This window comes from Shewanella vaxholmensis (assembly GCF_031932135.1).
Classification (GTDB): Bacteria; Pseudomonadota; Gammaproteobacteria; order Enterobacterales; family Shewanellaceae; genus Shewanella; species Shewanella hafniensis.
The window spans coordinates 257,628-283,992 of record NZ_JAUOEV010000002.1; the positions used below are offsets into that span (position 1 = coordinate 257,628).

Annotated in this window: 21 protein-coding genes; 10 read left to right on the forward strand and 11 right to left on the reverse strand. The window is 47.1% G+C overall.

The window, feature by feature from the left end; translation table 11 throughout:
* Nucleotides 1–108: 108 nt before the first annotated feature.
* Nucleotides 109–657, reverse strand: a complete 549-nt coding sequence (locus tag Q4Q46_RS03170; protein WP_311905201.1) for a DUF3332 domain-containing protein — start codon at nucleotides 655–657, stop codon at nucleotides 109–111.
* 233 nt (nucleotides 658–890) lie between these two features.
* Nucleotides 891–1,436 carry a mechanosensitive ion channel family protein gene (locus tag Q4Q46_RS03175; RefSeq protein WP_006080363.1) on the reverse strand — a complete coding sequence of 182 codons (546 nt, stop codon included), beginning with the start codon at nucleotides 1,434–1,436 and terminating at the stop codon, nucleotides 891–893.
* 106 nt (nucleotides 1,437–1,542) lie between these two features.
* On the opposite strand from Q4Q46_RS03175, the gene Q4Q46_RS03180 reads away from it, so the two are divergent.
* The 4 genes from Q4Q46_RS03180 to ahpF all read left to right on the forward strand — a co-directional run bounded on the left by Q4Q46_RS03180 (nucleotide 1,543) and on the right by ahpF (nucleotide 6,599).
* Entirely contained in the window at nucleotides 1,543–2,286 is a 744-nt protein-coding gene (locus tag Q4Q46_RS03180; protein ID WP_107950309.1) for a spermidine synthase, read from the forward strand.
* Between the two features lie 89 nt (nucleotides 2,287–2,375).
* Nucleotides 2,376–3,908 (forward strand): leucyl aminopeptidase, encoded by a 1,533-nt coding sequence (locus tag Q4Q46_RS03185; RefSeq protein WP_311905202.1) that lies wholly within the window; start codon nucleotides 2,376–2,378, stop codon nucleotides 3,906–3,908.
* Nucleotides 3,909–4,295: 387 nt separating this feature from the next.
* On the forward strand, nucleotides 4,296–4,865 hold the full coding sequence (ahpC, locus tag Q4Q46_RS03190; protein WP_311905203.1) for an alkyl hydroperoxide reductase subunit C: 570 nt from the start codon (nucleotides 4,296–4,298) through the stop codon (nucleotides 4,863–4,865).
* Nucleotides 4,866–5,027: 162 nt separating this feature from the next.
* Nucleotides 5,028–6,599: an alkyl hydroperoxide reductase subunit F gene (ahpF, locus tag Q4Q46_RS03195; RefSeq protein ID WP_311905204.1), complete on the forward strand. Its 1,572-nt coding sequence runs from the start codon at nucleotides 5,028–5,030 to the stop codon at nucleotides 6,597–6,599.
* 72 nt (nucleotides 6,600–6,671) lie between these two features.
* On the opposite strand, the gene Q4Q46_RS03200 is transcribed toward ahpF, so the two are convergent.
* The 6 genes from Q4Q46_RS03200 to brnQ form a co-directional block, all read right to left on the reverse strand.
* Nucleotides 6,672–7,112 (reverse strand): GNAT family N-acetyltransferase, encoded by a 441-nt coding sequence (locus Q4Q46_RS03200; protein WP_311905206.1) that lies wholly within the window; start codon nucleotides 7,110–7,112, stop codon nucleotides 6,672–6,674.
* A gap of 33 nt (nucleotides 7,113–7,145) precedes the next feature.
* Nucleotides 7,146–7,475 (reverse strand): hypothetical protein, encoded by a 330-nt coding sequence (locus Q4Q46_RS03205; RefSeq protein ID WP_219234420.1) that lies wholly within the window; start codon nucleotides 7,473–7,475, stop codon nucleotides 7,146–7,148.
* 17 nt (nucleotides 7,476–7,492) lie between these two features.
* Nucleotides 7,493–9,217: a single-stranded-DNA-specific exonuclease RecJ gene (recJ, locus tag Q4Q46_RS03210; protein ID WP_311905207.1), complete on the reverse strand. Its 1,725-nt coding sequence runs from the start codon at nucleotides 9,215–9,217 to the stop codon at nucleotides 7,493–7,495.
* A gap of 94 nt (nucleotides 9,218–9,311) precedes the next feature.
* A complete protein-coding gene (dsbC, locus tag Q4Q46_RS03215; RefSeq protein ID WP_311905208.1) occupies nucleotides 9,312–10,037 on the reverse strand; it encodes a bifunctional protein-disulfide isomerase/oxidoreductase DsbC in 726 nt (241 codons plus the stop codon).
* Between the two features lie 140 nt (nucleotides 10,038–10,177).
* Nucleotides 10,178–11,080 carry a site-specific tyrosine recombinase XerD gene (gene xerD / locus Q4Q46_RS03220; protein ID WP_311905209.1) on the reverse strand — a complete coding sequence of 301 codons (903 nt, stop codon included), beginning with the start codon at nucleotides 11,078–11,080 and terminating at the stop codon, nucleotides 10,178–10,180.
* 114 nt (nucleotides 11,081–11,194) lie between these two features.
* Nucleotides 11,195–12,607: a branched-chain amino acid transport system II carrier protein gene (gene brnQ / locus Q4Q46_RS03225; RefSeq protein WP_311905210.1), complete on the reverse strand. Its 1,413-nt coding sequence runs from the start codon at nucleotides 12,605–12,607 to the stop codon at nucleotides 11,195–11,197.
* Between the two features lie 528 nt (nucleotides 12,608–13,135).
* Between brnQ and Q4Q46_RS03230 the strand changes: the two genes are divergently transcribed.
* The 6 genes from Q4Q46_RS03230 to Q4Q46_RS03255 all read left to right on the forward strand — a co-directional run bounded on the left by Q4Q46_RS03230 (nucleotide 13,136) and on the right by Q4Q46_RS03255 (nucleotide 23,484).
* Nucleotides 13,136–13,852, forward strand: a complete 717-nt coding sequence (locus Q4Q46_RS03230; RefSeq protein WP_311905212.1) for a tRNA1(Val) (adenine(37)-N6)-methyltransferase — start codon at nucleotides 13,136–13,138, stop codon at nucleotides 13,850–13,852.
* 236 nt (nucleotides 13,853–14,088) lie between these two features.
* Nucleotides 14,089–15,348, forward strand: a complete 1,260-nt coding sequence (srmB, locus tag Q4Q46_RS03235) for an ATP-dependent RNA helicase SrmB (RefSeq protein ID WP_311905213.1) — start codon at nucleotides 14,089–14,091, stop codon at nucleotides 15,346–15,348.
* A gap of 363 nt (nucleotides 15,349–15,711) precedes the next feature.
* Nucleotides 15,712–16,923 (forward strand): efflux RND transporter periplasmic adaptor subunit, encoded by a 1,212-nt coding sequence (locus Q4Q46_RS03240; protein ID WP_107948970.1) that lies wholly within the window; start codon nucleotides 15,712–15,714, stop codon nucleotides 16,921–16,923.
* Nucleotides 16,923–20,114, forward strand: a complete 3,192-nt coding sequence (locus Q4Q46_RS03245; RefSeq protein ID WP_311905214.1) for an efflux RND transporter permease subunit — start codon at nucleotides 16,923–16,925, stop codon at nucleotides 20,112–20,114. The genes Q4Q46_RS03240 and Q4Q46_RS03245 overlap by 1 nt, the downstream gene beginning before the upstream one ends.
* A 236-nt stretch (nucleotides 20,115–20,350) precedes the next feature.
* Entirely contained in the window at nucleotides 20,351–21,058 is a 708-nt protein-coding gene (locus Q4Q46_RS03250; RefSeq protein ID WP_311905215.1) for a TatD family nuclease-associated radical SAM protein, read from the forward strand.
* Nucleotides 21,059–21,246: 188 nt separating this feature from the next.
* Nucleotides 21,247–23,484, forward strand: coding sequence for a PAS domain-containing protein (locus Q4Q46_RS03255; RefSeq protein WP_311905216.1), 2,238 nt, complete (start codon nucleotides 21,247–21,249; stop codon nucleotides 23,482–23,484).
* Here Q4Q46_RS03255 and Q4Q46_RS03260 read toward each other — a convergent pair.
* From Q4Q46_RS03260 to Q4Q46_RS03270, 3 genes are all read right to left on the reverse strand, one after another.
* A complete protein-coding gene (locus Q4Q46_RS03260) occupies nucleotides 23,465–24,868 on the reverse strand; it encodes a hypothetical protein (RefSeq protein ID WP_311905217.1) in 1,404 nt (467 codons plus the stop codon). The two genes, Q4Q46_RS03255 and Q4Q46_RS03260, sit on opposite strands and share 20 nt — an antisense overlap.
* 93 nt (nucleotides 24,869–24,961) lie before the next feature.
* A complete protein-coding gene (locus tag Q4Q46_RS03265; protein ID WP_011845924.1) occupies nucleotides 24,962–25,510 on the reverse strand; it encodes a hypothetical protein in 549 nt (182 codons plus the stop codon).
* Nucleotides 25,503–26,252: a winged helix-turn-helix domain-containing protein gene (locus Q4Q46_RS03270; RefSeq protein WP_071938515.1), complete on the reverse strand. Its 750-nt coding sequence runs from the start codon at nucleotides 26,250–26,252 to the stop codon at nucleotides 25,503–25,505. Before Q4Q46_RS03270 ends, Q4Q46_RS03265 begins: the two co-directional genes overlap by 8 nt.
* Between the last annotated feature and the right edge of the window lie 113 nt (nucleotides 26,253–26,365).

A 26,365-nucleotide genomic window follows, 5' to 3' on the forward strand; every position in this document is an offset into this window, starting at 1 on the left:
TAAATACGGTCTTACATCGGCCTATGGAGAATAAAGCCCCTATTGAGGGGCTGGAATAAATTCGCTAATTTTGATACCCAATAACAAATTGGGCTTCAGCTAATCGCCTTATGCTGCAGGGTTTACCTCAGCATCCAGCAAACGACTTTCGCTATAGGCAACTAATTCTTGATTGCTAACACGGGCAATAAAAATATCATCAAGAAAGAAATCTACATCATCACCGGATTTACGGCCCGCTAATAACTGGGTGCTGCCGTCTTCATAGGCTAAGGTCATAACGACGGTTTGTTCATCAGGATAGGTAATTTGTGCCTGTGTGAGTTTTACAGGGGCTGACTTTAGCTCATCACTTACATGGGAGTTAAGCTTGAAAATAGCATCGACGGGCATATCTACCACGGCAGGAGATTTATCGGTAATGGGATTTTTACCCGTCCAAAACTCGATAGTATTCACGATAAACAAATCGCCTGTAGCCGCAATGCCATAAATCGGGCTCAATAGAATAAACAGCCCAGCACGACCATAACGGTTATCCACTGCACTTAAATTTCCCTTAGTCACCATTTGGCTTAAACCCATTTGCCCCATACAGGCCGTTAATTGAGTCGTTAACACCGCCGCGATAGTCACAGCTAGAAGTTTAGATTTCATTGAATTATCCCTTAAAAACAAAAGGGCGAAGTCTAAGCAGAGTGAATAACTAAACCGTGCGTTCAAGCACAGTATGAGGTAAAAAAACAGCGTGGCATGTAATAAAACCCCCTGTATTTGTTAGTAAACACTCAGTAAGCAAGCAAACATAATGAGAAGATAATAGGATTAAGAGCCCCGGCAATCACTCACAACAGTTTGATAATCAATGTAGCGCTGCGCAGCTAGCCAAACTACTCAGGATCAAACTTCTTCTTGCCTTCGAGTAACGCCTGACGTTCGGCTAAGGGCGTTTGATCGGCCAGCTTTAACACTGCCTTTTGCAGCATTAAGTTATTGGGATAAGTAATGGTATCGCCGTTATCGCGGTGGATTAGCACATGGAATAACGCGATTTCGATAATCACACCGCTAATATCTTCATCCTTATCCACGACTCGAATGCGCTCGCCGATACGATAAGGAAACACGAAAAAGATCAGCACGCCTGCAGTTAAGTTACTCAATATCGACCACTGAGCCACTAATGCTACACCCATCACAGCGAAGGCGGATGACACAAATAGCGACACATCCTGATAGCCCAGCCCGAGCGAGACCGCCATCAATGACAGAGTAATAAAAAACATCACATAAGAGATAAAACGAGTGACTAAACTGGTCCGCGCCACACTCACTTGCTTCATTTGCGCCAGTTTTCTCACCCAATGGGTTAAGGCGCGCTGTAAAAAGAGAAACACTGCAAGATAAATACAGGCAAGCAGGATTTGATTTGTCATAATAGCGGCTCAATTAACTAAAACTGTCTGAATTCTAACTTTTTTGCGCGAGCAGTTATAGCCTGTGCAAGCGAGCCAAGCAGCGAAACCGAGTAATAAACCCAATATGGCCGATTCTACCCTCTTACATGAAACCCAAGACGCACTAGGCCCAATCCGCGTAATCGATTACGACGACTCACGGATCCTGTCCTTTGGGGATAACGACGAGCAGAGTAAAATCCTCAAGGCTGCGCCCCATATTCCCCAGCACACTTATGTGCAAGCCATGTTGTTGGTTTTGCTGTTTTGTAAGCCAAAGAGCGCCATCGTTTTAGGTTTAGGTGGCGGCTCGATTATTCACTCTCTACGTAATTTCGACGCGGCAATAAAGTTAACGGCAGTGGAATTACGCCCCGCGGTGATTGAGTTAGCTAAGCGCTATTTTCAGCTACCGATAGGTAAAAAGCTCAATCTTATCAATGATGATGCCATCGCCTTTTTGGCCGCAGGCGATCATAAAAAAGTCGATGTAATTTTTGCCGATATCTACACAGCCAAAGGTGTTGAAACCGGGCAGCTTTCACCAGTATTCCTTGAGCAATGCACTAACCTTATCAAACCCAACGGTTATTTAGTGCTGAACTGCTGGAAAGAACATAGCCAAAATCGCGAGTTGTTGGCTGACTTACAACAGCACTTTGCCCATGTGAATGCTTGCCTCACTGGTGGCGGTAATTGGGTGATATTTGCCAGCCAATCGCCACAACTTTTAGGCACCTCGGCCCTTAAAAGTCAGGCTCAAACTTTGTCGCAACAATTGGATTTTGCCCTTGAGCGATCACTGACACGCTTTGGGCCTTGGATTTAATATTAATATCAGCAAAATAGCTTAAATTAGTTAACCCTAAGGCTGAGCTTTGATATTCTTCTCACACTCCCATGATATGAGCTGTCACCATGAAAAATAAGCACAAATTTATGTTAAGCGTTATGGCTCTGGCGTGCCTTAACTCTCTCAATGCTAACGCCGAGATTTTTAGTTTTGACACTCGTAGCTCACTGAATTCAGATACATTAGTGCTATTCCAAAGCGCTGATGCTACCACCTATGGGATCGATTTTTTACCTCAGTCGACCCAAGACCAGTTAAACCTTGCGACGGCTGATAACAGCTTTTCCGGTAAGCAAGGTGAAATCCTTGAGATTTTAGTACCCAGCGAAATCGATGCTAAGCGGGTTTTATTGGTCGGTATTGGCGATGCAAAAACCTTAACACCCGGCGACATTAATACAATCGGTGGCAATGTTGCAGCCAAACTCGATACGGTTCCCCAAGCCACAGTGCGTGTGCTTACCCAAGGTTTAACGGCCGCGCCGTTATTTGCCTCAGAGCTAGCCCACGGTATTGAACTGCGCAGCTATCGTTACACTCAGTTCAAGGCGAATACCCGCACCGAGAAGAACTACCAAATCGCCGTTGATGATTTAAGTGGCAACCAGAAACATCATAAAAATCTGCAAGCGGTTGAAGCAGGTGTGTTTTTAGCACGCGATCTCACCAATGCGCCCGCGGGCATTATGTATCCCGACAGCTTTGCCAATGAGGCGAGAAAACTCAAATCCCTCGGCGTTAAAGTCACAGTATTAGAAGCCAAAGATATTGAACGCCTACAACTTGGCGCCTTAGCAGCAGTCGGTAAAGGCAGCGAACGCCCACCTAAATTAGTGGTGGCCCATTGGCCGGGCAGCAAAGACGCGCCAATCGCACTGGTCGGTAAAGGTATCACCTTCGACTCAGGCGGTTACAACATTAAGGCGACGGGCACTTCAATCGCGCGAATGAAGTCAGATATGGCGGGCGCAGCCACTGTGCTTGGCACAGTTAAAGCCATGGCACTGCAAAAGGCGCCAATCAACCTAGTGGCGATTATGCCGATGGCGGAGAACATGGTCTCTGGCCACGCGATGATCCCAGGGGATGTGATTAAAACAGCCCAAGGGCTCACCGTTGAAGTGCTTAATACCGATGCCGAAGGTCGCTTAGTGCTGGCCGATGGGCTCTGGTACGCCAGAGAAAACTATAAACCTTCTATTATTGTCGATGTCGCGACCTTAACGGGCTCCAAAGTCGGTGCACTCGGCAGCGTGTATGCGGGATTATTTACCGACTCTGAGACCTTGGTTCAACAGTTAACCTATGCGGGACAACAAGTTGGCGAGAAAGTGTGGCGTCTTCCCTTAGATCAAGCCTACGATGATGAGCTTAAGTCTACGATCGCGGATCTGAAAAATACGGGTAAAGAAGGTAGCGCAGGCGCTTCCTCTGCGGCCATGTTCCTAAAACGCTTTGCGGGCGAACAGCCTTGGGCGCATCTCGATATCGCGGGTAATGCCTTAACCGCCACCGATACCGCCGTTGTGCCTGCGGGCGCCACAGGTTACGGCGTGCGCTTGCTCAGCACTTGGTTAACTCAGCCTAAGAAAAACTAGGTTCTAGGTTCTAGGTTCTAGGTTCTAGGTTCTAGGTTCTAGGTTCTAGGTTCTAGGTTCTCTAAAATTTTGTTTTAACTGAGTTTATGCTTAAAGGGATATCACTGATATCCCTTTTTTATGCCCGAAATTTAGCTCAATCCATTCACCGAAAAGTCATCACCTACAATCCAGCCCCAATCCCAATCACGCCAAACCCGCAGCTGCCGTGGAAAAAACGATTGGGTCTGATCTTCTCGCATTACAGTTCGATTAAATCGATTAGGATAATAGTTTTTATCCGTTATCTTAATTTAATGCGAATCGGTAATATGCTTCACATCGACAGGACGCAAGCAAATGTCCTGTTATGAACTTAAGCAATCATCAACTCAATGGAAGCATAAAATGACTCAATCAATTATCAACAGCACAATCAGACCATTCAAAGCCACTGCCTATCACAATGGTGAGTTCGTTCCAGTAACGGAACAAGACCTGTTAGGTAAATGGTCAGTTGTGTTCTTCTACCCAGCAGATTTTACCTTTGTTTGCCCAACTGAATTAGGCGACATGGCTGATCACTATGAAAAACTGCAAGGTATGGGCGTTGAAGTTTACTCAGTATCAACTGACACACACTTCACTCACAAAGCATGGCATGACACGTCAGACACCATCAAGAAGATCAACTTCCCAATGCTGGCTGACCCAACAGGCACTATCAGCCGTAACTTCGGCGTGATGATTGAAGAAGACGGTTTAGCACTGCGTGGTACTTTCGTGATTAACCCAGAAGGCCAAATCAAGGTCAGCGAAGTTCACGATTTAGGCATCGGCCGTAGCGCTCAAGAGCTAGTTCGTAAAATTCAAGCAGCTCAATATGTTGCTACTCACGATGGCGAAGTTTGCCCAGCTAAATGGCAACCAGGTGACGAAACATTAGCACCGTCTTTAGACCTCGTTGGCAAAATCTAATTTAGCCTGCAAAGCGTCAACCCCGCCAGTCTAGCGTCCCAAGCTGATTGGCGTTACAGCCAACACAGTTGTAGCGCCACGCAGCAAAGGATTAAGCCCGCCCCTGCAAGGGCCTAGACTGGCCCCCTTTTTCTCCCTTTTAAGCTATTTTGGAGTCATCACATGTTAGATGCGAATTTAAAAAATCAACTGCAAACCTATCTGCAAAACCTCAAGAGACCAGTTGAACTTGTCGTGTCTGCAGATGAGAGTAGAAAGTCTCAAGAATTAAAAAGCTTAGCGCAAGATATTGTCAGCCTATCTTCTCTGGTGAGCCTGAAAGAAGTTCAGGGCGAACGCACCCCGGCAATGACAGTGATTAACCCAGAGCTTAATACGCAAATCAGCTTTGCTGGTCTGCCTATGGGTCACGAATTTACCTCACTCGTGCTGGCATTACTGCACACGGGTGGACACCCAATCAAACTCAGCGATGATATTATTGAGCAGATCCGCAATCTGCCAGGCAAATATGCCTTTGAAACTTACGTCTCACTGACCTGCCAAAACTGCCCAGACGTAGTACAGGCACTGAACATGATGGCGGCTATTAACCCGAATATCACCAACGTGATGATCGACGGTGCCCTGTTCCAAGAAGAAGTAACCAGCAAAAACATTATGGCTGTGCCTTCTGTCTACTTAAATGGCGAAGTGTTTGCAGCCGGCCGTATCAGCATTGGCGAGATCCTCAATAAACTGGATACCAATGCCGCAAGCCGTAAGGCCGATGAAATTAATGAAAAAGCGCCATTCGAAGTCTTAGTCGTTGGCGGTGGCCCAGCCGGCGCAGCAGCAGCCATTTATGCAGCACGTAAAGGACTTCGCACCGGTATTGTTGCCGACAAGTTTGGCGGACAAGTGGCTGAAACCGTTGGTATCGAGAACTTTATTTCGGTCAAAGCGACCGAAGGTCCAAAGCTAGTGGCAAACCTTGAAGCCCATGTACGAGACTACGAAGTTGACATCATGGACAACCAAAAAGCCGTGTCATTGACGACTGACGGTTTATTCGAGCTTGAACTGGCAAGCGGCGCTAAATTACGTAGCCGTACCGTATTGTTAGCCACAGGTGCCCGCTGGCGTGAAATGAACGTCCCCGGCGAGAAAGAATACCGCGGCAAAGGCGTCGCATACTGCCCACATTGTGATGGCCCGTTATTTAAGGGCAAGCGTGTGGCGGTGATCGGCGGCGGTAACTCAGGTATCGAAGCGGCTATCGATCTTGCGAACATAGTAGAACATGTGACTGTGCTGGAATTTGATAAAACCCTGCGCGCTGACGATGTACTGCAACGTAAAGCAGCTTCTATGGGTAACATTAAAATCATTACCCAAGCCATGACCACTGAAGTCACTGGCGATGGTACTCGGGTTAATGGCCTGAACTACACAGACAGAGCCACTGGCGAGAGTCACCATGTCGCACTTGCAGGTATCTTCGTGCAGATTGGGCTAGTACCGAATGCGGAATGGTTAAAGGGCACTATCGATTTAACCCCAAGGGGCGAGATCATAGTCGATGAGCGAGGCCAAACCTCAGTCCCTGGTATTTTTGCCGCAGGTGATGTCACTAACTCACCTTTCAAGCAAATTATCATTGCCATGGGCAGCGGCGCGACCGCATCACTGGGCGCATTTGATTACTTAATTCGCCACAGCGATGAAGAAACCGCCGCGACCAAAGCAGCTTAAGGCTTAACTCGTCAACAGACATCAAAGCTAACGCAAAAAAATAGCCAGCATTTGCTGGCTATTTTTTAGATGTTAACTAAGGCATTGATAAGGCTTAGCGGGCCTAATTTGCATGAGCATTTCAGGGGTGTCGACCGCTTTAAATCCAAACTGCGCATAGAGTCCATGGGCATCGCGGGTGGCTAACATTATCCGTCTTAAACCTTGTAATTCAGGATGTTCAAGAATCGCTGTTATCATCAACTTGCTTAAACCTAAGCCACGGTGCGACTCAAGTACAAACACATCGGCAAGATAGGCAAAAGTGGCTTTATCTGTGATTAAGCGGCCAAAAGCCACTTGTTGATTGTCCTTATCAAATACCCCAAAACACAGGCTATTGGCTAACGCATTTTGTAGCAGCGCCTTTGGCATGCCCTGCGCCCAATAGCTATTACTAATAAAGCCATGGATAACCTCAAGATTCATTTCAGCTTGATCTGTACTGACTCTGTATCCTGTTTCCTGCTGCATTTCCTTTCTCCGAAATTTTCCGTTAACGTCAGTTCAGGTGTTATTGGCACTCATAAATATCATAAATGCCATCGCCAATAACACCACTTTAGCTAACGAATACAAAGCCCCCGCTAAAGTGCCACCGCCATGATAACTAAAGGCTAAGTGGCGATTGATTTCATACTTAAAGGATTTAGCTAAATAACGGTAAGTGAGAAAGTAAAACAAGGAGGCTGCGGGCCAAATCCCCATAAGTAGCATTTGCCCCTGAGCCTTAGTAGTGAGTAAGGTTGAGATAAACGGAATGCTTAAGCAGACAACATATATCCAAGCAAAACGTTTAAGTAGCTGGCGGATTTTTTTATCGGATAATGATTTCAACTTCACTCCTTGTCATCTTACATAGCTTCGATTTGCTCAACCATAAGTTGCAGCGAAAAATTGCCGCGATACTCATTCACATCGAGTTTATACACAACACGAGCATGATTAATCGTCGCATCTGGCCAAGTGTGCAAATCCACATTAAAGGCAATGGCATCGAGCATCACAGTGCCGCATTGGGTTTCGAGTACGAGCTTAAGGTGGCGCTCACCGACAAGACGTTGTTGCACTATCGTAAAGTAACCATCGAATAACGGCTCTTCGAAAGCTTGTCCCCAAGGTCCCGCATTACGCAGTAACTGAGCCATTTCAAGATTCAACTCTGCTGGAGTGAGTTCGCCATCGGACCAAAGCTCGCCCGTTAACAACTCAGGTTTAAGCTGCTCACGCACTGCATCATCATAGGCTTTAGCAAATATCGCAAAACTGCCCGCTTTGAGCGATAAACCCGCCGCCATTGCATGACCACCAAATTTGATAATCAGTCCCGGATGGCGCGTGTTGACCAGCTCGAGCAAGTCGCGCATGTGCAAGCCTTTGATTGAACGCGCCGAGCCTTTAATTTGACCATTGCCGGCATCGGCAAAGGCGATCACGGGTCTGTGGTATTTGTCTTTAATGCGCGAGGCCAAAATACCAATGACGCCTTGGTGCCAATCTTCTTGAAATAGCGCGATACCCCAAGGTAACTCGTCTTCGTTGAGCTTTAAGTGCTCAAGGCTTTTTAAGGCTTCCTGCTGCATGCCGACTTCCAGCTCACGGCGCTCTTGGTTTAACCCATCGAGCTCGGCCGCCATACGCCGCGCGTACATCATGTCTTCACAGAGTAAGGTTTCGACCCCAAGCGCCATTTCATCCAGCCGGCCTGCGGCGTTGAGCCTTGGGCCCACCGCAAAACCAAAGTCTGATGCAACGATACGCGCCGGATTTCGCTTCGCCACTTCAAGCAGTGCGGTAATGCCCACACGGCAGCGGCCCGCTCGCACGCGCTGCAAACCCGCTTCGACTAAAATGCGGTTATTAGCATCCAGCGATACCACATCGGCAACGGTGCCGAGGGCGACGATATCGAGCAGCGTCCCTAGATTAGGCTCAGCAATACCGCGCGTTTGATACCAGTTTCGCGTTCGCAGTTCAGCCCTTAATGCTGTCATCAAATAAAAGGCGACACCGACACCGGCAATCGATTTACTCGCGAATGGGCAATCGGGTTGATTCGGGTTCACTATCGCATCGGCAGCAGGCAATTCGTGTCCTGGTAAATGGTGGTCAGTAATCACCACTTGCATACCAAAGGCTTTGGCTGCGGCAACGCCATCAATCGATGAAATGCCATTATCGACAGTGATCAGCATTTCAGCCTGTTTAGAGGCCGCAACCGCAACAATTTCAGGGCTTAAGCCGTAGCCGTAATCGAAGCGATTGGGGATCAAATAATCCACTTTTACCGCCCCCATCATCCGTAGCGCCAGCATACATACGCTGGTCGATGTGGCGCCGTCTGCGTCAAAATCACCGACGATCAGAATCGACTTATTCGCCTGCATGGCATCGGCAATAAGCGCCGCAGCTTCGGGCAAGCCTTTCATGGTTTCAGGCCTTAATAGACCCTTAAGGACAAGTTCGCATTCGTGGGTGAGCGCACCGCGGCGAGCGTAAAGCTGCTTCAATAGCGGCGAAAGATGAGCAGGTAAATGGCTATCATCAACGGTTGGGCGACGGACTATCTTATGGATCAAGGGACTCAAACTCTCATGAAATCGTGGCGATAAGATAACAAAAAGGTGAGCCTTAAGCTCACCTTTAGTGGGATAAATTTGATTATTTTGACTGTTACTGACGTGCTTCTAAGGTGCGTAATAAGTCCGCAGGAGGTTGATAACCTGGGATCATATTGCCATCTTCTAACACGATTGCCGGCGTACCATTCACCCCAAAGGTGGTGCCTAAAGCATATTGCTCAGCAATTTTTGCATCACAGGTGGCGGCAGATACTTTTTGGCCAGCTTTAGCTTCTGTCATGGCTTTTAATGGATCTTTAGCACACCAGATGGCTTGCATTTCGTCGGCATTGGCTGACGGCACGCCCGCACGTGGGAAGGCTAAGTAACGCACGGTAATGCCAAGCTTGTTGTAATCGGCCATTTGGCTGTGCAATTTACGGCAATAACCACAGCTGACATCGGTAAATACAGTGACCACGTGTTTTTCATTTTTGGCTTTGTAAACCAACATATGGTCTTCAAGCGGCTTCATCATTTCTAAACGTGGGCCAGCTAATGCCGCTTCCGTTAAGTTTTTCATGCCTTTATCTAGGTCATACAAACTGCCGTGGAACAGTTTTGAACCATCACGACTAATATAGAGCACGCCGCGGTTGGTCATGGCTTGATACAAACCCTCAATCGGCGAATCCTGCATAGAAATGACTTCAACATCCAACATCTCAGTCAGTTTTTGCTTAATAGCAGCGGTATCTGGCGAGGTCGCTGTTGCGGCGTGAGCAAGAGGAGCTACAACAAGGGCAAAAATTAAAGATAATGCTCGGGTTAACTTCATGGGACATCCTATAAATTGGGTCTCGACGAGGAGATTTTGAGGTCGTTCAAACGCGATATACTTAATAGACCCCGTATGGTGGCAAAAAGTTACAGACAAGCCGCGCGGAAAGCAAATTTATGCTGTAACTAAATCCTTTTTCAGCCTCTTGGATGATGCTGTTGATGCAATTCCTGCAACCTTGCCCGCGCCACATGGGTATAAATCTGCGTGGTCGACAGATCGCTATGGCCTAACAGCAATTGCACCACCCGCAGATCGGCACCGTGATTGAGCAAATGGGTAGCAAAAGCATGGCGCAATGTGTGCGGTGATAATGCGATTTCAATCCCCGCACGCAGGGCATACAACTTAATTCGATGCCAAAAGGTTTGCCGCGTCATCATCTGCCCGCGCTTTGACGGAAACACCACATCGGATTGCTTATTACCTAGCAGCTCTTGGCGGGCAAACTTCAAATAGCTCTCGACCTCAGTAACGGCTAATTCACCCAGCGGCACAAGGCGTTCTTTGCCGCCCTTACCCACAATGCGCACTAAGCCTTGGCGCAGGCTCATCTGCTCCATCGTTAGGCCAACGAGTTCACTCACCCGTAAACCTGTGGCGTACAAAAGCTCTAGCATGGCTTTGTCGCGACATTCGACCGCATCTTCCACATTGGGCTCAGACAATAAGCGATCGACCTGTGATTCACTCAATGAATCGGGTAAATGGCGGGTTAATTTGGGCGACTCAACTAGGGCCATTGGATCGGCTGAAATCTGTTTGGTCTGCACTAAATAGGTATAGAAACGCCGTAAACTGCTGAGCAGCCGAGCGCTACTGGTGCGCGCAAAATCCTGCTCGACTCTAAAGGCTAAGTACGCTCTGACATCGGCCTGTGAAACCGCGAGCAGCGTTACCCCTTGCTGAGCTTGATAACGATCAAAATGGCGCAGATCGGTGCGATAGGCCGATAAGGTGTTGTCACTCAGTCCCTTGCTCGACCAGAGATCATCAAGAAAAACATCAATGAGCGGATCGGGCTGATATGTCTTAGGCACAAATACTCCATAAAAAAACGGCGTCATCAAATGATACGCCGTTGATATTAACTTAACTAAACGTAAGCCTACATCAGCTTAGCTGAGTCCAGCGTAAATACGCGAGCACAGGACTTAGGCCGCCGCAGTTTTACCGCGGCCACCGCCAAACACTAAACACAGTACTATGGTTGCAATCGTTGGCAGTAACCAAGCCATGCCTTCTTCATAGAGTGGCAGCTTAGATAACACGGGAGACATCACATCTACGACATGGATAAAGCCCTGCGCTATGCCATTCACCGCTTGACCATCAGCGCCAGTCAAACTTTTCGCTGCCACTTTAAGACCATCGAAGATACCGAAAAACAGTGCCACACTCAGTACTGCACGGTGTGCAAACTGCGGATTGGCAAAATAAGCGGTCAGGAAAGTCACAACCACTAAAGCGATTGCCACAGGATAAATTGTCATCAACACAGGAATACTGATGGCGATAAGCTGCGTAAGGCCCACGTTCGCAATCACAGCGCATATCAAGCTTAAAAAGATCACCAGGAAACGGTAAGACAGTTTAGGCATTAGCTCATTAAAGAACTCAGAACATGCACTCACCAGTCCAACAGCAGTGGTTAAACAAGCTAAAGTCACGACCGATGACAGTAAGACTGAGCCTAAATCACCAAATTCACGGGTCACATAGTTTGTTAAGATCTCGCCGCCATTTTTAGCACCGATGGCGATATCGCCTGCGGTCGCACCTAAAAAGAACAGCGACACATACACAAAGGCTAAACCAGCGGCAGCAATAAAGGCGGCGCGGATCAGATATTTAGTTTGAGCACTCGGTTGATCAATCCCCTTTTTGCGCAGGATATCGATAATCAGCATACCAAACATCAAGGACGCTAACGTATCCATAGTGTTGTAGCCTTCCAAAATACCTTTGGTCAGCGGATGGTTTTGATAATCGCCTACGGCTTGGCCCACTTCGGATGCGGGTAAAAACATCACAGATGCAGCCAATCCAACTAACAAGATCAATAAAATAGGCGTTAATACTTTACCTACGCTATCGAGCAGCTTGCCAGGGAAAAGCGCCAATAACATAGTGACGGTAAAGAAACACATGGTGTATAGCAGTTGCGACAGATTCAGTTCTAAACTGCCCAGTAAAAATGTGGCCGTGGTGTCATCGATAAAGGGCTTAGCGCCAATCTCGTAAGCCACTAAACCGGTACGCGGCGCAGCAAACGCAGGGCCGATAATGATATAAATCGCGATAGCCAATGTCGTTGCTGCAAATACTGGCAGCATAGCCATAACCTTACCTTGAGCCTTAGCGACAGCAATCAGTCCAACTAAAGGTAAACCTACGGCGGTAATCAAAAAACCCAACATGGCGAGGGGCATATTACCGCCCGCTAACATTCCCGCGAACGGTGGAAAAATTAGGTTACCTGCCCCTAAAAAGAATGCGAAGGTCATAAAACCTAAGCCCAATGTATCTGCGATACTCATCTGATTGTCTTGCACTGGAAGCCCCATCTTGTCTTATTGTTTTTTTACAAACTTAAGTGATTATGTGTCGATTAGCCATAGCTAAAACAAAGCCCATCCGGAGTGCAAATCTTTGTTTACACAATTCCGTGGTAAATATGTTCGATATCTGTCGAGTTTATAATCTATGACAAACTTTTGCGCAGCTGCACTGACTACTAATTCACCACTAAACTCGTTTACCTATCCGTTAATCATAAAAGTGATTAAAAATGGGGGCGAAACTAATACCAGACTTAAAGCACCAATACAAGACAACAAGACCGTTAGGATAAAAAAAGCGAAATAATGCTAATTAACTGCTAAGAAAAGGTTTCTAAGGCAATAAAATAAAGCGTTAATTAAGTAAAATCTGTATTGCGCCTTAAAAAATAAAATCTTATGCCGACACAAATTCATACATCTAGCGCAACATCTTCTGTTTAAAAGCATTGGCTAAAAACGAGGGCTAGAATTAGAATAATGCCCGCCCAATATTGGGCCTAACCACCTTAGAACGGCAAAAATTAACTCTCCATGGCATTCACTTTTAAACAATTTCATATCGATGATATGAATTGCGGCATGGCCGTAGGCACAGACAGTGTCGTCCTAGGCGCGTGGGCTCAACTGACCGCAGCAAAAACAGTGTTAGATATTGGTGCTGGCAGCGGCTTACTCAGTTTAATGGCAGCGCAGCGCAGCCAAGCACACATTACCAGTGTCGAGTTAGACACCAGTGCAGCCGAGGCTTGCCAGCATAACTTCCACAATAGTCCGTGGGCGAATCGACTCACCTTAGTCAACAGCAGCATCCAAGACTTTTGTCAACATATTGAGTATCAAGAGTATTTTGATCACATCATTTGTAATCCGCCCTATTTTGAGCAAGGCACACAAGCGATACAATCCCAGCGCGCTATGGCCCGTCACACAGATAGCTTAAGTTTTACCGCGCTACTCGATGCCATTCATGTCTGCCTAGCACCGCAAGGAAACGCAAGCCTCATATTACCCATGCAGAGCATGGCGCGTTTCAATGAGATTTTGGCGCATTCACAGCTTAGTTTGATAGAAATAACTAACCTTATCAGTATTGTAGGAAAAAGCGCCAATCGAGTACTCTGCGTACTCGCACACAAGACTCACCCTCAAATTGCCCCTAAGAGCAGTGATATCACTATTCGAGAACTTTCAGGCCAATACACCCAAACCATGGTGCAATTGATCCGAGATTTTTACCTTAAATACTGATATCGAGTCCAGCCCTGACACGTTAAGTAAAGGCCACTAAGTTTGGCAAAGGTAACGAAGGGGCTAATTCTCCCAAAATTAAATGCTAATACATTGAGTTTAAAGTAATTAACTTATGCCTATCACCATAAAACTTTACCGACTAAGAAGATAAACACCGGAGATCTAGATAAGTTATTTAAGTTAACCGCCATAACCTTTATAATGCTTCGCTATTATCCGTCGAGACGCTGCGCATGCAATTTGAAGATTTCCAGCTTGACCCTAGCTTATTAGAGTCGCTTAATGCCATGGGGCATCATTCACCCACCACTATTCAGCAAGAAACTATCCCTTATGCCCTAGAGCAAAGAGATATTCTCGCGCGCGCCCCGACAGGAACAGGTAAAACAGCGAGCTTTTTACTGCCATCGCTGCAACATTTAATCGACTTCCCCCGCCGTTTCGCAGGGCAAGCACGTATCCTGATCCTCACGCCAACCCGTGAGTTAGCCAGCCAAATCCACCGTTATGCGTGTCACTTAGCCACAGGCCAAGGTTTAGACATAGCAATAGTGACTGGTGGTGTGCCTTACGGACCACAAGAAGAAGCCTTAGCGGGCAACGTCGATATTCTGGTCGCGACCCCTGGCCGCCTGATGGAATATTTAGACAAAGGCAATTTCAACGCCCAAGAAGTCGATATCTTAATTATCGACGAAGCAGACCGCATGCTAGACATGGGCTTCTCTTCTGTGGTGCAAGCGATTGCTATCGAAGCCCAAGGCCGCAAGCAGAACATGCTGTTCTCTGCCACTTTAGAAGGCGGCGGCGTGCAACGTTTTGCCCGCGAAGTGTTAAACGACCCGATTGAAATCGATGTTGAAGCCCCTCGCAGTGAAAAAGCCAAGATCCACCAATGGCTCCACTTAGCCGATGATAAAGAGCATAAATTTGCCCTGCTATGTCATCTGCTGCGCCAAGAAGATGTGAAACGGACTATCGTGTTCGTAAAAACCCGCGACATCGTTTCTAGCTTAGAAGGCCAGTTACTGAAAGTTGGCATTCCCTGCGCATTCATGCGTGGCGATATGGAACAGAAAAAACGTTTCCAAGCCTTAAGTCGTTTTACTAAAGGTGAAGTGAACGTCTTGTTGGCAACCGATGTGGCTGCACGCGGTATCGATATCGATGATATTACCCATGTGATCAACTTCGACATGCCACGCTCTGCCGATACCTATATTCACCGTATCGGTCGTACTGGCCGCGCTGGCGCCAAAGGCACTGCGATTTCGTTGGCCGAAGCCCACGATATGCGTATCGTCGGTAAAATCGAGCGTTATATCGAGCAACCGTTGAAACGCCGCGTGATCGAAGAGCTGCGTCCAAAGAACAAAGAAGCGCGGACTCCAGGTAAGAAAAAAGCCAAAGTGAAAGCCAAAGAAGCAGCGAAGAAAACCAGCAAGAAAGAAGCGGCGAAGAAAGCGAGTAAAATCGCCCGCAAGAAGAAGTAACCTCTGCTTGAAATCATCCAACTAAAGCCGCTATATGCGGCTTTTTTATTACCTAAATTTAACTCAATGCAATAAATCAACTGGCGAGTAAAAGCTAATCACAAAATATAGAGCATGAAATACGGCCCATTTAGATTTGCAAATCCGCAAGCGTATTCATTCTTATTTCAATATATTCCAATCACCTAAGTGAACCTTTCATCATTCCCCTGCTCTAATTTTCGCCAAAGCATCGGTACCTATTGAGCACATGTGTCAAAACATCACTTTTAGACACATTTAATTTACAAAAATAAATTTATTGGCGCGGCCGACTCTGCTACTTTAACCCCATTACGCGATTAGCATGGATGTAACAATAATATGATGAAGACTCTACTGAGGAGAACATCTCCTTTATTAATTTTGCTGCTATTTGGCTTAGGCGCAAAAATATTAATGCAAACCAAGGAAGCGCCAGAACAAAAACCTGAAGAGATGCCCATTCCTATCGTTGATGTGACGCAAGTGACTCAGCAAACGGTATCGCTAAACTTACCTTCCTACGGTGTGGTTAATCCAAAATATAAAACCCAACTGGTAACCGAAGTTCAGGGCAGAATGCTGACCATTTCCCCTAATTTTGTGGCGGGCGGCATAGTCAAGAAAGGCGAACAACTCGCGCAAATAGAGCCCTCAGATTACGAGGCTGATTTGATGCAAGCCGAAGCGACACTGGCCCAAGCCACCGCGGCACTGAACGAAGAAATTGCCCGCGGTGAAGTCGCTAAAATCGAATTCAAAGGCTACGACAAGGGCTTACCCCCAGAGTTAGGTCTGCGTATTCCACAGCTTAAAAAAGAGCAAGCCAACGTTAAATATGCGCAAGCAGCACTGGCGCGTGCCCAACGTAACCTTGAGCGCACGGTTATCCGCGCGCCGTTCGATGGCATAATCAAAGCGCGCAATGTCGATTTAGGTCAGTATGTTAGCTTAGGTACAAATCTAGGAGAACTCTACGACACTAGTGTTGCTGAAATCCGCTTACCGATTTCCAATGACGATCTAGCCTATTTAGAATCGGTTGATAATCCCGATACTCAAGTGACGCTGAGCGCCTCTTTGGCGGGTAAAGAAAATACTTGGGATGGCAATATTATCCGCAGCGAAGGCGTGATCGATGCTGAAAATCGCATGGTGTATTTAGTCGCTGAAATCAAAGACCCTTACCTGCGCGCCAATAAAGTTGCTGGCAGCTTACCGCTTAAATATGGCAGCTTCGTCAATGCGGTCATCAAAGGTCGCACCGTCGATGGCATAGTTAAACTACCTCGGCATGTGGTTCGTAACGATCACGTCGCCTTAGTTAACGACAAAAATATTGTTGAAATGCGCCATGTGAATATCGTTCGTAGCGATCTCGACAATGTGTATATCAAGGACAGTCTAAAAACGGGCGAGCGCGTCGCCACCACTCACTTCAACAGCATGGCAAACGGTCAACTGGTCAAGGTCTTAGGTGAAGCGGCATTGCCGACTGAGACGCCAAAAGAAGACACGCCTGAGTCGAGTCTTGCGGCCACTGGAGTGAAATAATGGACACTCAAAAAGGGATCTTAGCCTGGTTTGCCCGCAACAGTGTGGCCGCGAACCTGTTAATGTGGGCATTGCTCGTCGGCGGCTTGTTTAGCACTGTCTTGATCAATAAAGAGGTTTTTCCTTCTTTTGAACTCAATTTACTGAATATTTCCGTCGCCTATCCGGGCGCGGCGCCACAGGAAATCGAAGAAGGCATCAACATCAAGATTGAAGAAGCCATCCAAGATATCAACGGTATCAAGAAGGTCACGTCAGTGGCGAGCGAAGGGGTTGGCTCAATAACAGTAGAAGTTGAAGACGGTTACGAAGTGCAAACCGTGCTCGATGAAGCCAAGCTAAGGTTAGACGCGATTTCGACCTTCCCTGTGAACATCGAAAAACCCAATATCTATCAGATTAAACCTGAAAATAACGTCATTTGGGTGTCCGTCTATGGTGATATGACACTGCACGATATGAAAGAGTTGGCTAAGTCAGTACGTGACGATTTAACCCAACTGCCAGCCGTGACCCGTGCCAAAGTGACAGGGGTACGCGATTATGAAATCGGCATCGAAGTCTCTGAGAATAAATTACGTGAATACGGCCTGACTTTCTCGCAGGTTGCATTAGCAGTGCAAAACTCTTCCTTTGACTTACCCGGCGGTTCGATTCGTGCCCAAGATGGCGACATCCTGCTGCGCACTAAAGGCCAAGCCTACACGGGGGATGACTTTGCCAATATCGTCGTCACCACTCGCCCCGACGGTAGCCGGGTGATGTTGCCGCAAGTGGCGACTATCAAAGATGATTTTGAAGAACGTTTGGAATACACCCGCTTTAACGGTAAACCGGCCGCGATTATCGAAGTCACCAGTGTTGATGATCAAAATGCCTTATACATTGCCGCTCAAGTAAAACAATACGTCGAGGATCGCCGTGCGACGCTTCCCGCCAACGCGCAACTCGATACTTGGGGTGATATGACGCACTACCTCAAAGGCCGCTTAAACATGATGATGTCGAACATGTTTTACGGTGCCTTGTTGGTGTTTATCATCCTAGCTATGTTCCTCGATCTTAAGTTGGCGTTTTGGGTCATGATGGGTCTGCCGGTGTGCTTCCTCGGCACTATGCTGATCATGCCGCTCGAACCTTTCTCAATGACGATCAACATGTTAACCCTGTTCGCCTTTATCTTAGTGCTCGGGATAGTGGTGGACGATGCGATTGTCATCGGCGAGAGCGCCTACACAGAAGTCGAACGCCACGGTCACTCGGTTGAAAACGTGATCCGCGGCGCGCAAAAAGTGGCAATGCCCGCGACCTTCGGGGTATTAACCACGATTGCGGCCTTTATTCCCATGTTAATGGTTTCTGGCCCTATGGGGATTATCTGGAAATCCATCGGCATGGTGGTCATCCTCTGTTTGGCCTTCTCGCTGGTCGAATCTAAGTTCATCCTGCCAGCGCATTTAGCGCACATGAAGTTTAAAAAGCCCAGCGCGCCAAGGGGATTCTTTGGTCGCCTTAAAGCCAACTTTAACGACAGAGTGCAGCACTTTATTCACCACAGTTATCGTAATTTCCTCGAGCGCTGTATCAAACAAAGATACAACGTGGTCGCGGCTTTTATCGGTGTGTTGGTCCTGTCGATTGCCTTAGTCGCCAGTGGTAAAGTGCGTTGGGTATTCTTCCCAGATATTCCATCGGACTTTATCCAAGTTCAGTTGGAAATGGACGAAGGCAGCTCGGAAGATAACACTTTGAAAGTGGTGCAGAGCATAGAAGAAGCCCTGTACAAGATGAATGACAAAATGGAGCAAGATAACGGCTATCAAGTGGTGAAACACAGCTTTATCAATATGAGCTCCCGCACCTCTGCCTTTATTTTTGCCGAACTGACGAAAGGTGAAGACCGCGAAGTCGATGGTGTGACGATTGCTGCCGCATGGCGTGAACAATTGCCCGAGCTTCTATCGGTCAAAAAACTCAGCTTTAACGCGAGCACTAACGATGCCGGTGGCGATATTTCCTTCAGGTTGACCTCAAGTGATCTCGATGAACTGTCCGCGGCCTCTAAAGAGTTGAAGCAAAAACTCGCCAGCTATGAAGGCGTATACGATATTGCCGACAACTTTTCCTCGGGTAGCCATGAAATTCGCCTGAAGATACGTCCAGAGGCGGAAGCCCTTGGCCTGACCCTTTCCGATTTAGCTCGCCAAGTGCGTTATGGTTTCTATGGTTATGAAGCCCAACGTATTTTGCGTAATAAAGAAGAGATCAAGGTAATGGTGCGCTATCCATTAGAGCAGCGCCGCACTGTGGGTTATCTGGAAAACATGCTGATCCGCACGCCAACGGGCACCTCGGTTCCCTTCTCGACCGTGGCACAAATTGAGAAAGGCGAATCCTACGCCTCAATTACCCGTGTTGACGGTAAGCGGGCGATCACCATCACGGCAAATGCCAACAAAAACATAGTTGAACCTTCAAAAGTGGTACAGGAAATCCAAAAAGATTACCTGCCACAATTACAGGCCAAGTATCCTAAAATCCAAACCGCGTTAGATGGCGGCAGTTTAGATGAACAGAATGCTATGGTCGGTTTGATGCAAGGTTTCTTCTTTGCGCTGTTTACCATTTATGCACTGATGGCAATCCCGCTAAAATCCTACAGTCAGCCGTTGATCATCATGTCGGTGATCCCCTTCGGGATTATCGGCGCCCTGTTCGGTCACTTGATTCAGGGACTCGCGATGAGCGTATTAAGTCTCTGCGGCATAGTGGCACTCGCGGGTGTGGTGGTGAACGACTCTTTGATTTTGGTCGACTTTGTTAACCGTGCGCGGGAGCAAGGTCAATCGGTTAGACAGGCGGCAGTGGATTCCGGCTGTTATCGCTTTAGGGCGATCATCTTAACGTCACTCACTACCTTTGTCGGCTTAGTGCCTATTATTCTCGAGCGCAGTTTGCAGGCGCAAATTGTGATCCCTATGGCGACGTCCCTCGCCTTCGGTATCCTGTTCTCGACCGTAGTAACGCTGATCTTAGTGCCGCTGCTGTACATCATACTCGACGATGTTAGCCGCTCTAGCAGCCGCTTCTTCAACTGGTGGTGGCAGCCTAAAAAAACCAATGATGAAGACGTTAAGCATCCGGATTTTGAGCAAGCTGTCACGACTGACTATAAGAAAGACTATTTATAGGCTGTTAACGACAGACAGTTAGCGATAGACAGTTAATCAATGTCTTGGACCTTAAAAAGAGAGCTTAGGCTCTCTTTTTTATTGCCTGTGCTCACTCAATTCCACATCAGCATCAAAGTCACTATGCCGTGAGTGGGTTTGAGCTTTCAAGTTGGGATCTAGCTGACAGTTATGCCATCGGGCTTTCGCTACACTGTGCTCAAGTCGTCAGTTATCGTTAGAATGAAGCCATCATTATGTCTGAGCATCTGCATAAGCAACACCTTGATAACCCGCACGTTGTCACTACTGAAACCCTAGCGAACGGTCACATTACAGATGAAGTTTGCACAAATGAAACCTGTGCGACCGAAACGCTAGTCTATGACATTCGCCGCAGTCGTTACCTCAATATCACTGGTCGCTGCACCCTGCGCTGCGCTTTCTGCCCAAAACATAATGGAAGTAAACAAATCCACGAATACCAACTCGCCCTGTGCCATCAACCTAAGCCAGAGGAAATTATCCCTCTGCTTGGCGATGTTAAAGACTTCGAAGAATACGTGTTTTGCGGTTATGGCGAGCCAACCTTAAATCTTCCAACGCTACTCACTGTGGCAAAAGAGATCAAACGCAGGGGCGGACGAGTACGGATTAATACCGATGGTTTAGGCAATCTGGTCCATAGACGCAATATTCTACCAGAACTTGCCGACTGCGTTGATAGCTTATCGATTTCACTCAATGCGGATAATGAAGCTGCCTATATTGAACATTGCCGCCCAAAACTCGCCGGTTCCTACGCCGCCGTGCATGCCTTTATTGCCTTAGCGCCACACTATATTGAAACGGTGCAAGTCTCCGCCATCGAAGGATTAACGGGCGTCGATATCGATATCTGCCGTGAACAAGTGGAGTCCTACGGCTGTGAATTTAAACATAGGGTGCTTGGCGCTTTAGGCTAAACGGCATTCTAAAAAGCCATAATCGACTGAAATACCCAAGCAAATAACACTGTCGATGACGTGAGTGGTACATGTGTGATCGTCTTAACTTTTACTCAAGAAATCTTGCTGAGTAACTTGGCACTGTCGTAACAATTCTTTCGTGTTAACATAGCGAAATTAACAGATCACCCACTCATTATCGGTTCATGCTGAAGAATAACCCAAGCACGTATCCCCTAGCGCCACTGCTCTCTTTGACTCAAGGGATCCATTGGTCGCATCAACGCTTATTAGCCGTTGCAAGCCAGCTCTCTATGCTGGTAATTGGCATGATCATTTTAACTAACTTAATCATTACCTTAGGTGAACGCCGCCTACAGGAAGAATGGGCGACACAGAGATACAGTGAACTGCAAACCATAGGCACACTGATCACTGATAAAGTGTCTTTTCAGCAATTTCGCACCCAAATTTTTGCCAATGGTGAGCTGCTAAAGCAGTACTTAAGCAATCCTACCGCCAAGCAACAACTCAAATTACAGGAAGCCTGGCTAGATCTAGTGAAGCATATTCCTGAACTGCTCGGTATTGCGCTGTACGATCCCCAAGGCAATTATAAGTTCTCTACTCCTTCCAATTTCAGTAAAGATGCCTTACCGCCAACCTTGCTTGGCGCGAGTCGTAACATGGGTGGCAAGGAGGTTTACACTTCGCCACTGGAGTTTGTTCCGATTGAAGGCATGCTAGAACCCTATATGTATCAAATGGCTTGGCTCGAAAAGCCCGATCAAAGTTCTATGGGTTATCTGGTGACGTACAACTCTATGGTGCAAATGCTCGAAGCCATAAAACCGGCTTTTTCGAGTAACAAATCGCCTATGTTAGTGCTCGACACCCAGGGATTACTCTATGCTGGCGCGAGCGCTCTCGCCCCGTTAAGTAATATGCCTGAAACCTTAGGGGCAAGTTTGAGACAAAGTTATCCCGCTCTGTGGCGTGATATGTCCATGAGTAATTTTGGCCAGTTCCACGGTGAAGAAGCCACCTTTGTTTACCTTAAGATCGAGCTTACCGCCCAGCCAGAAACCCGCAGAGAATACTTTTTACTCTCCTATGTGCGTAACTCCGACATAGCCGCACGTTTTTCCCAGTGGCAAAACATTGTCATAGTGGCATCGCTAATCTTAACCGTACTCGCCGCTTGGGTTGTGCTGCTCAGTCACATGTATCGCTTACAACAGCGTTCACGCCAATACAGTATCGATGTCGCCAATGGCTTATTTAACAGTGACATTGGCTTTATGATGGTCAACGAAAACGCCAGGGTGATCAGCGCCAACACTAAGGCGGCAGAAGCGACCTTAGTGCCACTCGATGAACTCACAGACCGTAATCTACAACGTACCTTGTGCCTCGATGATAAAACCTATGCCGAGCTGATGGAGCAAGTGCATAAAACCGGTCAATGGTCTGGTGAAATCAGCCTAGAAAGTATCAACGGCCCCACACTGCGAGTGCATATCCGCCAAGCACCAAGGGTGAGCCGAGGTTCACCACATCTATTGATCACCCTTGAAGACATCAGTGAATTAGTCAGTAGTAAAGAACAAGCATTTCTCAGTGAGCTTTTATGCGATAGCACAGTCGCAACAGCGCTAACAGATGCCAATGGTAAACTGATTAAAATCAACCCCGTATTCGATGCACTAATGCAACTCAATGGCGATTTAAATCAAGATTTAGCCTCGCTGCTCGCCAACGATTTAGGTAATCAATGGCAAAGAATTAGCGCTCAAATCGCCATGCAAGGTCAGTGGCAGGGGCAAATTCTATGCTCACCTAAACAGGCGCACTCCAATTGTTTACAGGCGACCTTGAAGGGCCATGTGGCCGCCGATGGTGAGATTGATTATATCGTCTGTACCTTAGAGCAAGCTGCCGAACGTGGCCGAGGCACAGAGAAGCGCAGCCTTGTGCCCCATCGCAGTACTATTCTGCTGAGCTTAGTTGATTTAGAACGTTATTTTAACTCGCTGCCGCCGCCAAGCCGCCTGAGTTCAAGCTTACTGCTAATGGATATCAATCCCGAAGGTATGCTGAGCCACATGAGTGACATAGACCAACTGGCGAACCGTCAGCAAGAAGTTGAGGTTCAATTACTGCTTGAAATCCCAGCTAATTATCAGATTTTACATTGGCAATTAGGCAAACTACTGGTGATGCTACCCGATACAGATGCCACCCAAGCGCATAACTTTGCCCTCAATATGATGGAAAAGCTCAACAGCAATGGCTTAGGTGAAGGGATCAGTATCGGGATTGCTGGTTATCAAGAAGGTCAGACACTTGAGCAGTATCTGAATAATGCCGAAATCGCCCTAAAACGGGCGAAACAGAATAACGATCAAAATATCGGTCAGGCCTTTACTCGTCATCAATCGTAGATTCGGGCATGTTAACCGAATCGGGCAATTGGCTCTGAGTAATTTCAATAATGGCCGAACGGTTCATGGTGATTTTGTAGCGAATATACTGCGGGGCCTCGCGACCATCGCGCAGCACTAAAATCAAGTTGACTTGATAACGCCGCTCAACCGATTCATGGCTGATTTTGCCTTCAACTTCTTTATAAATCTTCGCCTTACCCCGCTCTAAGTAGCGGGCAAAGGGCACTAAGCTAAAGTTCACTTGCTCTTGAATAGTAGAGTATCCCGCTTGGAACTCATGCTGATTCACCTTAGTGGCGATTTTATAGTGCAGGATTTCCGCATCGACCTTATTTTGGCTATGCCTGTGTTTTAGGATTTCGCTGACTTTATCGGGCAGATCTTGCTGACGCATAAACTCAAGCCATACCAACTGCTTAGCGATTACCGCCTGACTGGTGGTATCGCGCAAAATCCGGCTCCAGCGTGGCCTGCCCCGCTGAATAAAACGCCACATGGCATTACGTACGTCATCTTTAAAGATTTCCCTGAAGCCGTAAATCACCGCCAAAGTCAGCACTAAGGCAATGGTAAAGCCGCTAAAGGCGCCCTGCGCTTGAATTATCAACGCCGACACCACCAACATGACTAACGCCGTTGCCAGTCCCGTTGTGAACTTTTTAAGGCCAATTCCTAAGGGCTTTAACTCTTCTTTTAGCACCACACCTTGCTGGATTAAACGTCGTAACAACAACATCTTGTTTGAGATACGGTTAGGATCTTGCTTAGTTTGCGCCGAGTTGTAGTTATGCTCATCCCGATAGGCGCACTCATTGCGACACAGTGTTAGCACCCGTTCTTGGATATCATTGAAATCGCTGGTCCGTGTTGCATGGGCGAGCACCTTTAGCAACTGCTGCTCGCAAAACCAAGACAGATAGTTGTCGGCATTTTCAAAGTAGGATTTCCATTTAGGATCGCCTGGTTCGTTACGGCGAAACTTTTTCAGCAACTGGCCGACTTGTTCGCGTAATTCGTCGAGGGCAAAATAGAAATGGGTCACATCTGTGATTTGATTGAGTTCTTTAACGTCGTTTTCGACTGCAACGGCAAACTGATAGGCGAACAGATTCAAGTACAATCTGAATTCTTCAACGGTGCGGCGATTTAAACTGGCAAAGCGGCCCTGTACCAAAGGTAAGTGTAAGCCTTCTGAATAGTAAGAACGACGACCGACAATCGCGCTGTAGTAGTACTCTTCTTCATTGAGCGTGTGCGAGCCTATGCCCATTTCCTTTGGTAAAAAGAAATAGAGATCGAGCTGACGATTATCGCCCTTTTCCATCTGGTGGCTGAACTTAATCGACAGGGATTCTTCTTGCTTTACACGTATCTTAGACACAACACCCTTTTCATGAGCCCTCACAGAGACTCATCGCAGTAGACATAAATCAATGAGCACTAATCTTAACTGAAATAAACTCAAATTCACTGATTAAATTCGGCTATTTACGATTCGGCATCCACAAATCGTATTGCTGGGTTGGAATAACACCACGGCATAATCCTTAGTGTCATCCATATCTAACACTTCAATACTGAAATTATTCACCCCAGAATCGCGAAACGGTAAACTGCTGATGTTAGAAAGGTATTTCATATGTTCTGGCCAATTTTTTTGCTTTTCCATTTCCGATTCAGTTTTCGTCTCCACTGCAACCCTATAAGTCATGCTATTGGCCTCAATGCTGTCGACCTTGCCACGCATCGAAATATGGCCCGCACTGGTGCCATCAAAATTAAAATAACGGTAGTTGATTTGCGCTTTGTCGGCGGCAATCAATACGTCCACAAGCAGGTAAAATTTATTGTCACTGCTGGCGCTGATACTGGGATTCGCACTCGAATGGCGATCAAACAGTTCTGAACTGCAACTCAACATCATGGTCCGGCTCGTTGCCGACTGTTTATAAATCACCCCGCAAGCCGCAATCAAGGCCGACAAAATAACAATATTGATGGTCCACTTGAGCCATTTAGCCACAGATATCCACCTCGCGTAGCCAGGCAGAGTCGATGAATGCTTTGGGGCGAGAAAAATCGCTGATGCTAATATTGCGGAGCACTGACTGGTCGAGTTTTTCACCGCGAAACGTCATATTAAGCACCTGTTTGTCATGGGATAAAGACGCATAAACATCCGCCCAATCGCTCTTGCCACAGGCAATGAGGCCCGCACTTAAGCGCTCGCCCATTTCGAACAGTAAGGTGTTACTCGCACTGGAGTCGGCATATAAGTTCAAGCGCACTTGCTGACCCGAGGCTAACGACAGTATCGACGTCATCAAAGCTTGGGTCGGCTTGCTGTGATCTGTGTGTTTCAGATAAAACACCGAAAACGCCAACATCACCCCGAATAACACTAAGGCACTCCACAAAGGCACAGTGTGTAGTCTGAGGTAATTGACGCCTCGATATTCGCTGCCGTTTGATGGCCGCAACAAATAACCTTGGCCTTTAACGGTTTCGATCAAGCCCTCGTGCTGAGGGCCAAGAAAGGAGCGGAGCGTGGATATGGCGCGGGACACAGAGGCATCGGTTAATGGCGGACCTTGTCCATCCCCCGTTTTTAGCATGTGCTTTGAAACTAACTGACCTTGGTGTTCAAGCAATAACGTGATCACTTGTAACTCGGCCCGAGAAAGATGCCAAGATTCATCGCGAGACAACTCAATCAGCATGCCTCGTTCTCGATCAAACCTGCAGTCTCCCAATTGCATACACATTAACTCAACTCCATAAAAACACGGAGTTAAGTCTATGCAAGCCAACCAATGATTAATGTGATCTTGCTAACCCAAGCCAGCAAATAGTTAATTTTCGTGAGACAAACCGCAAG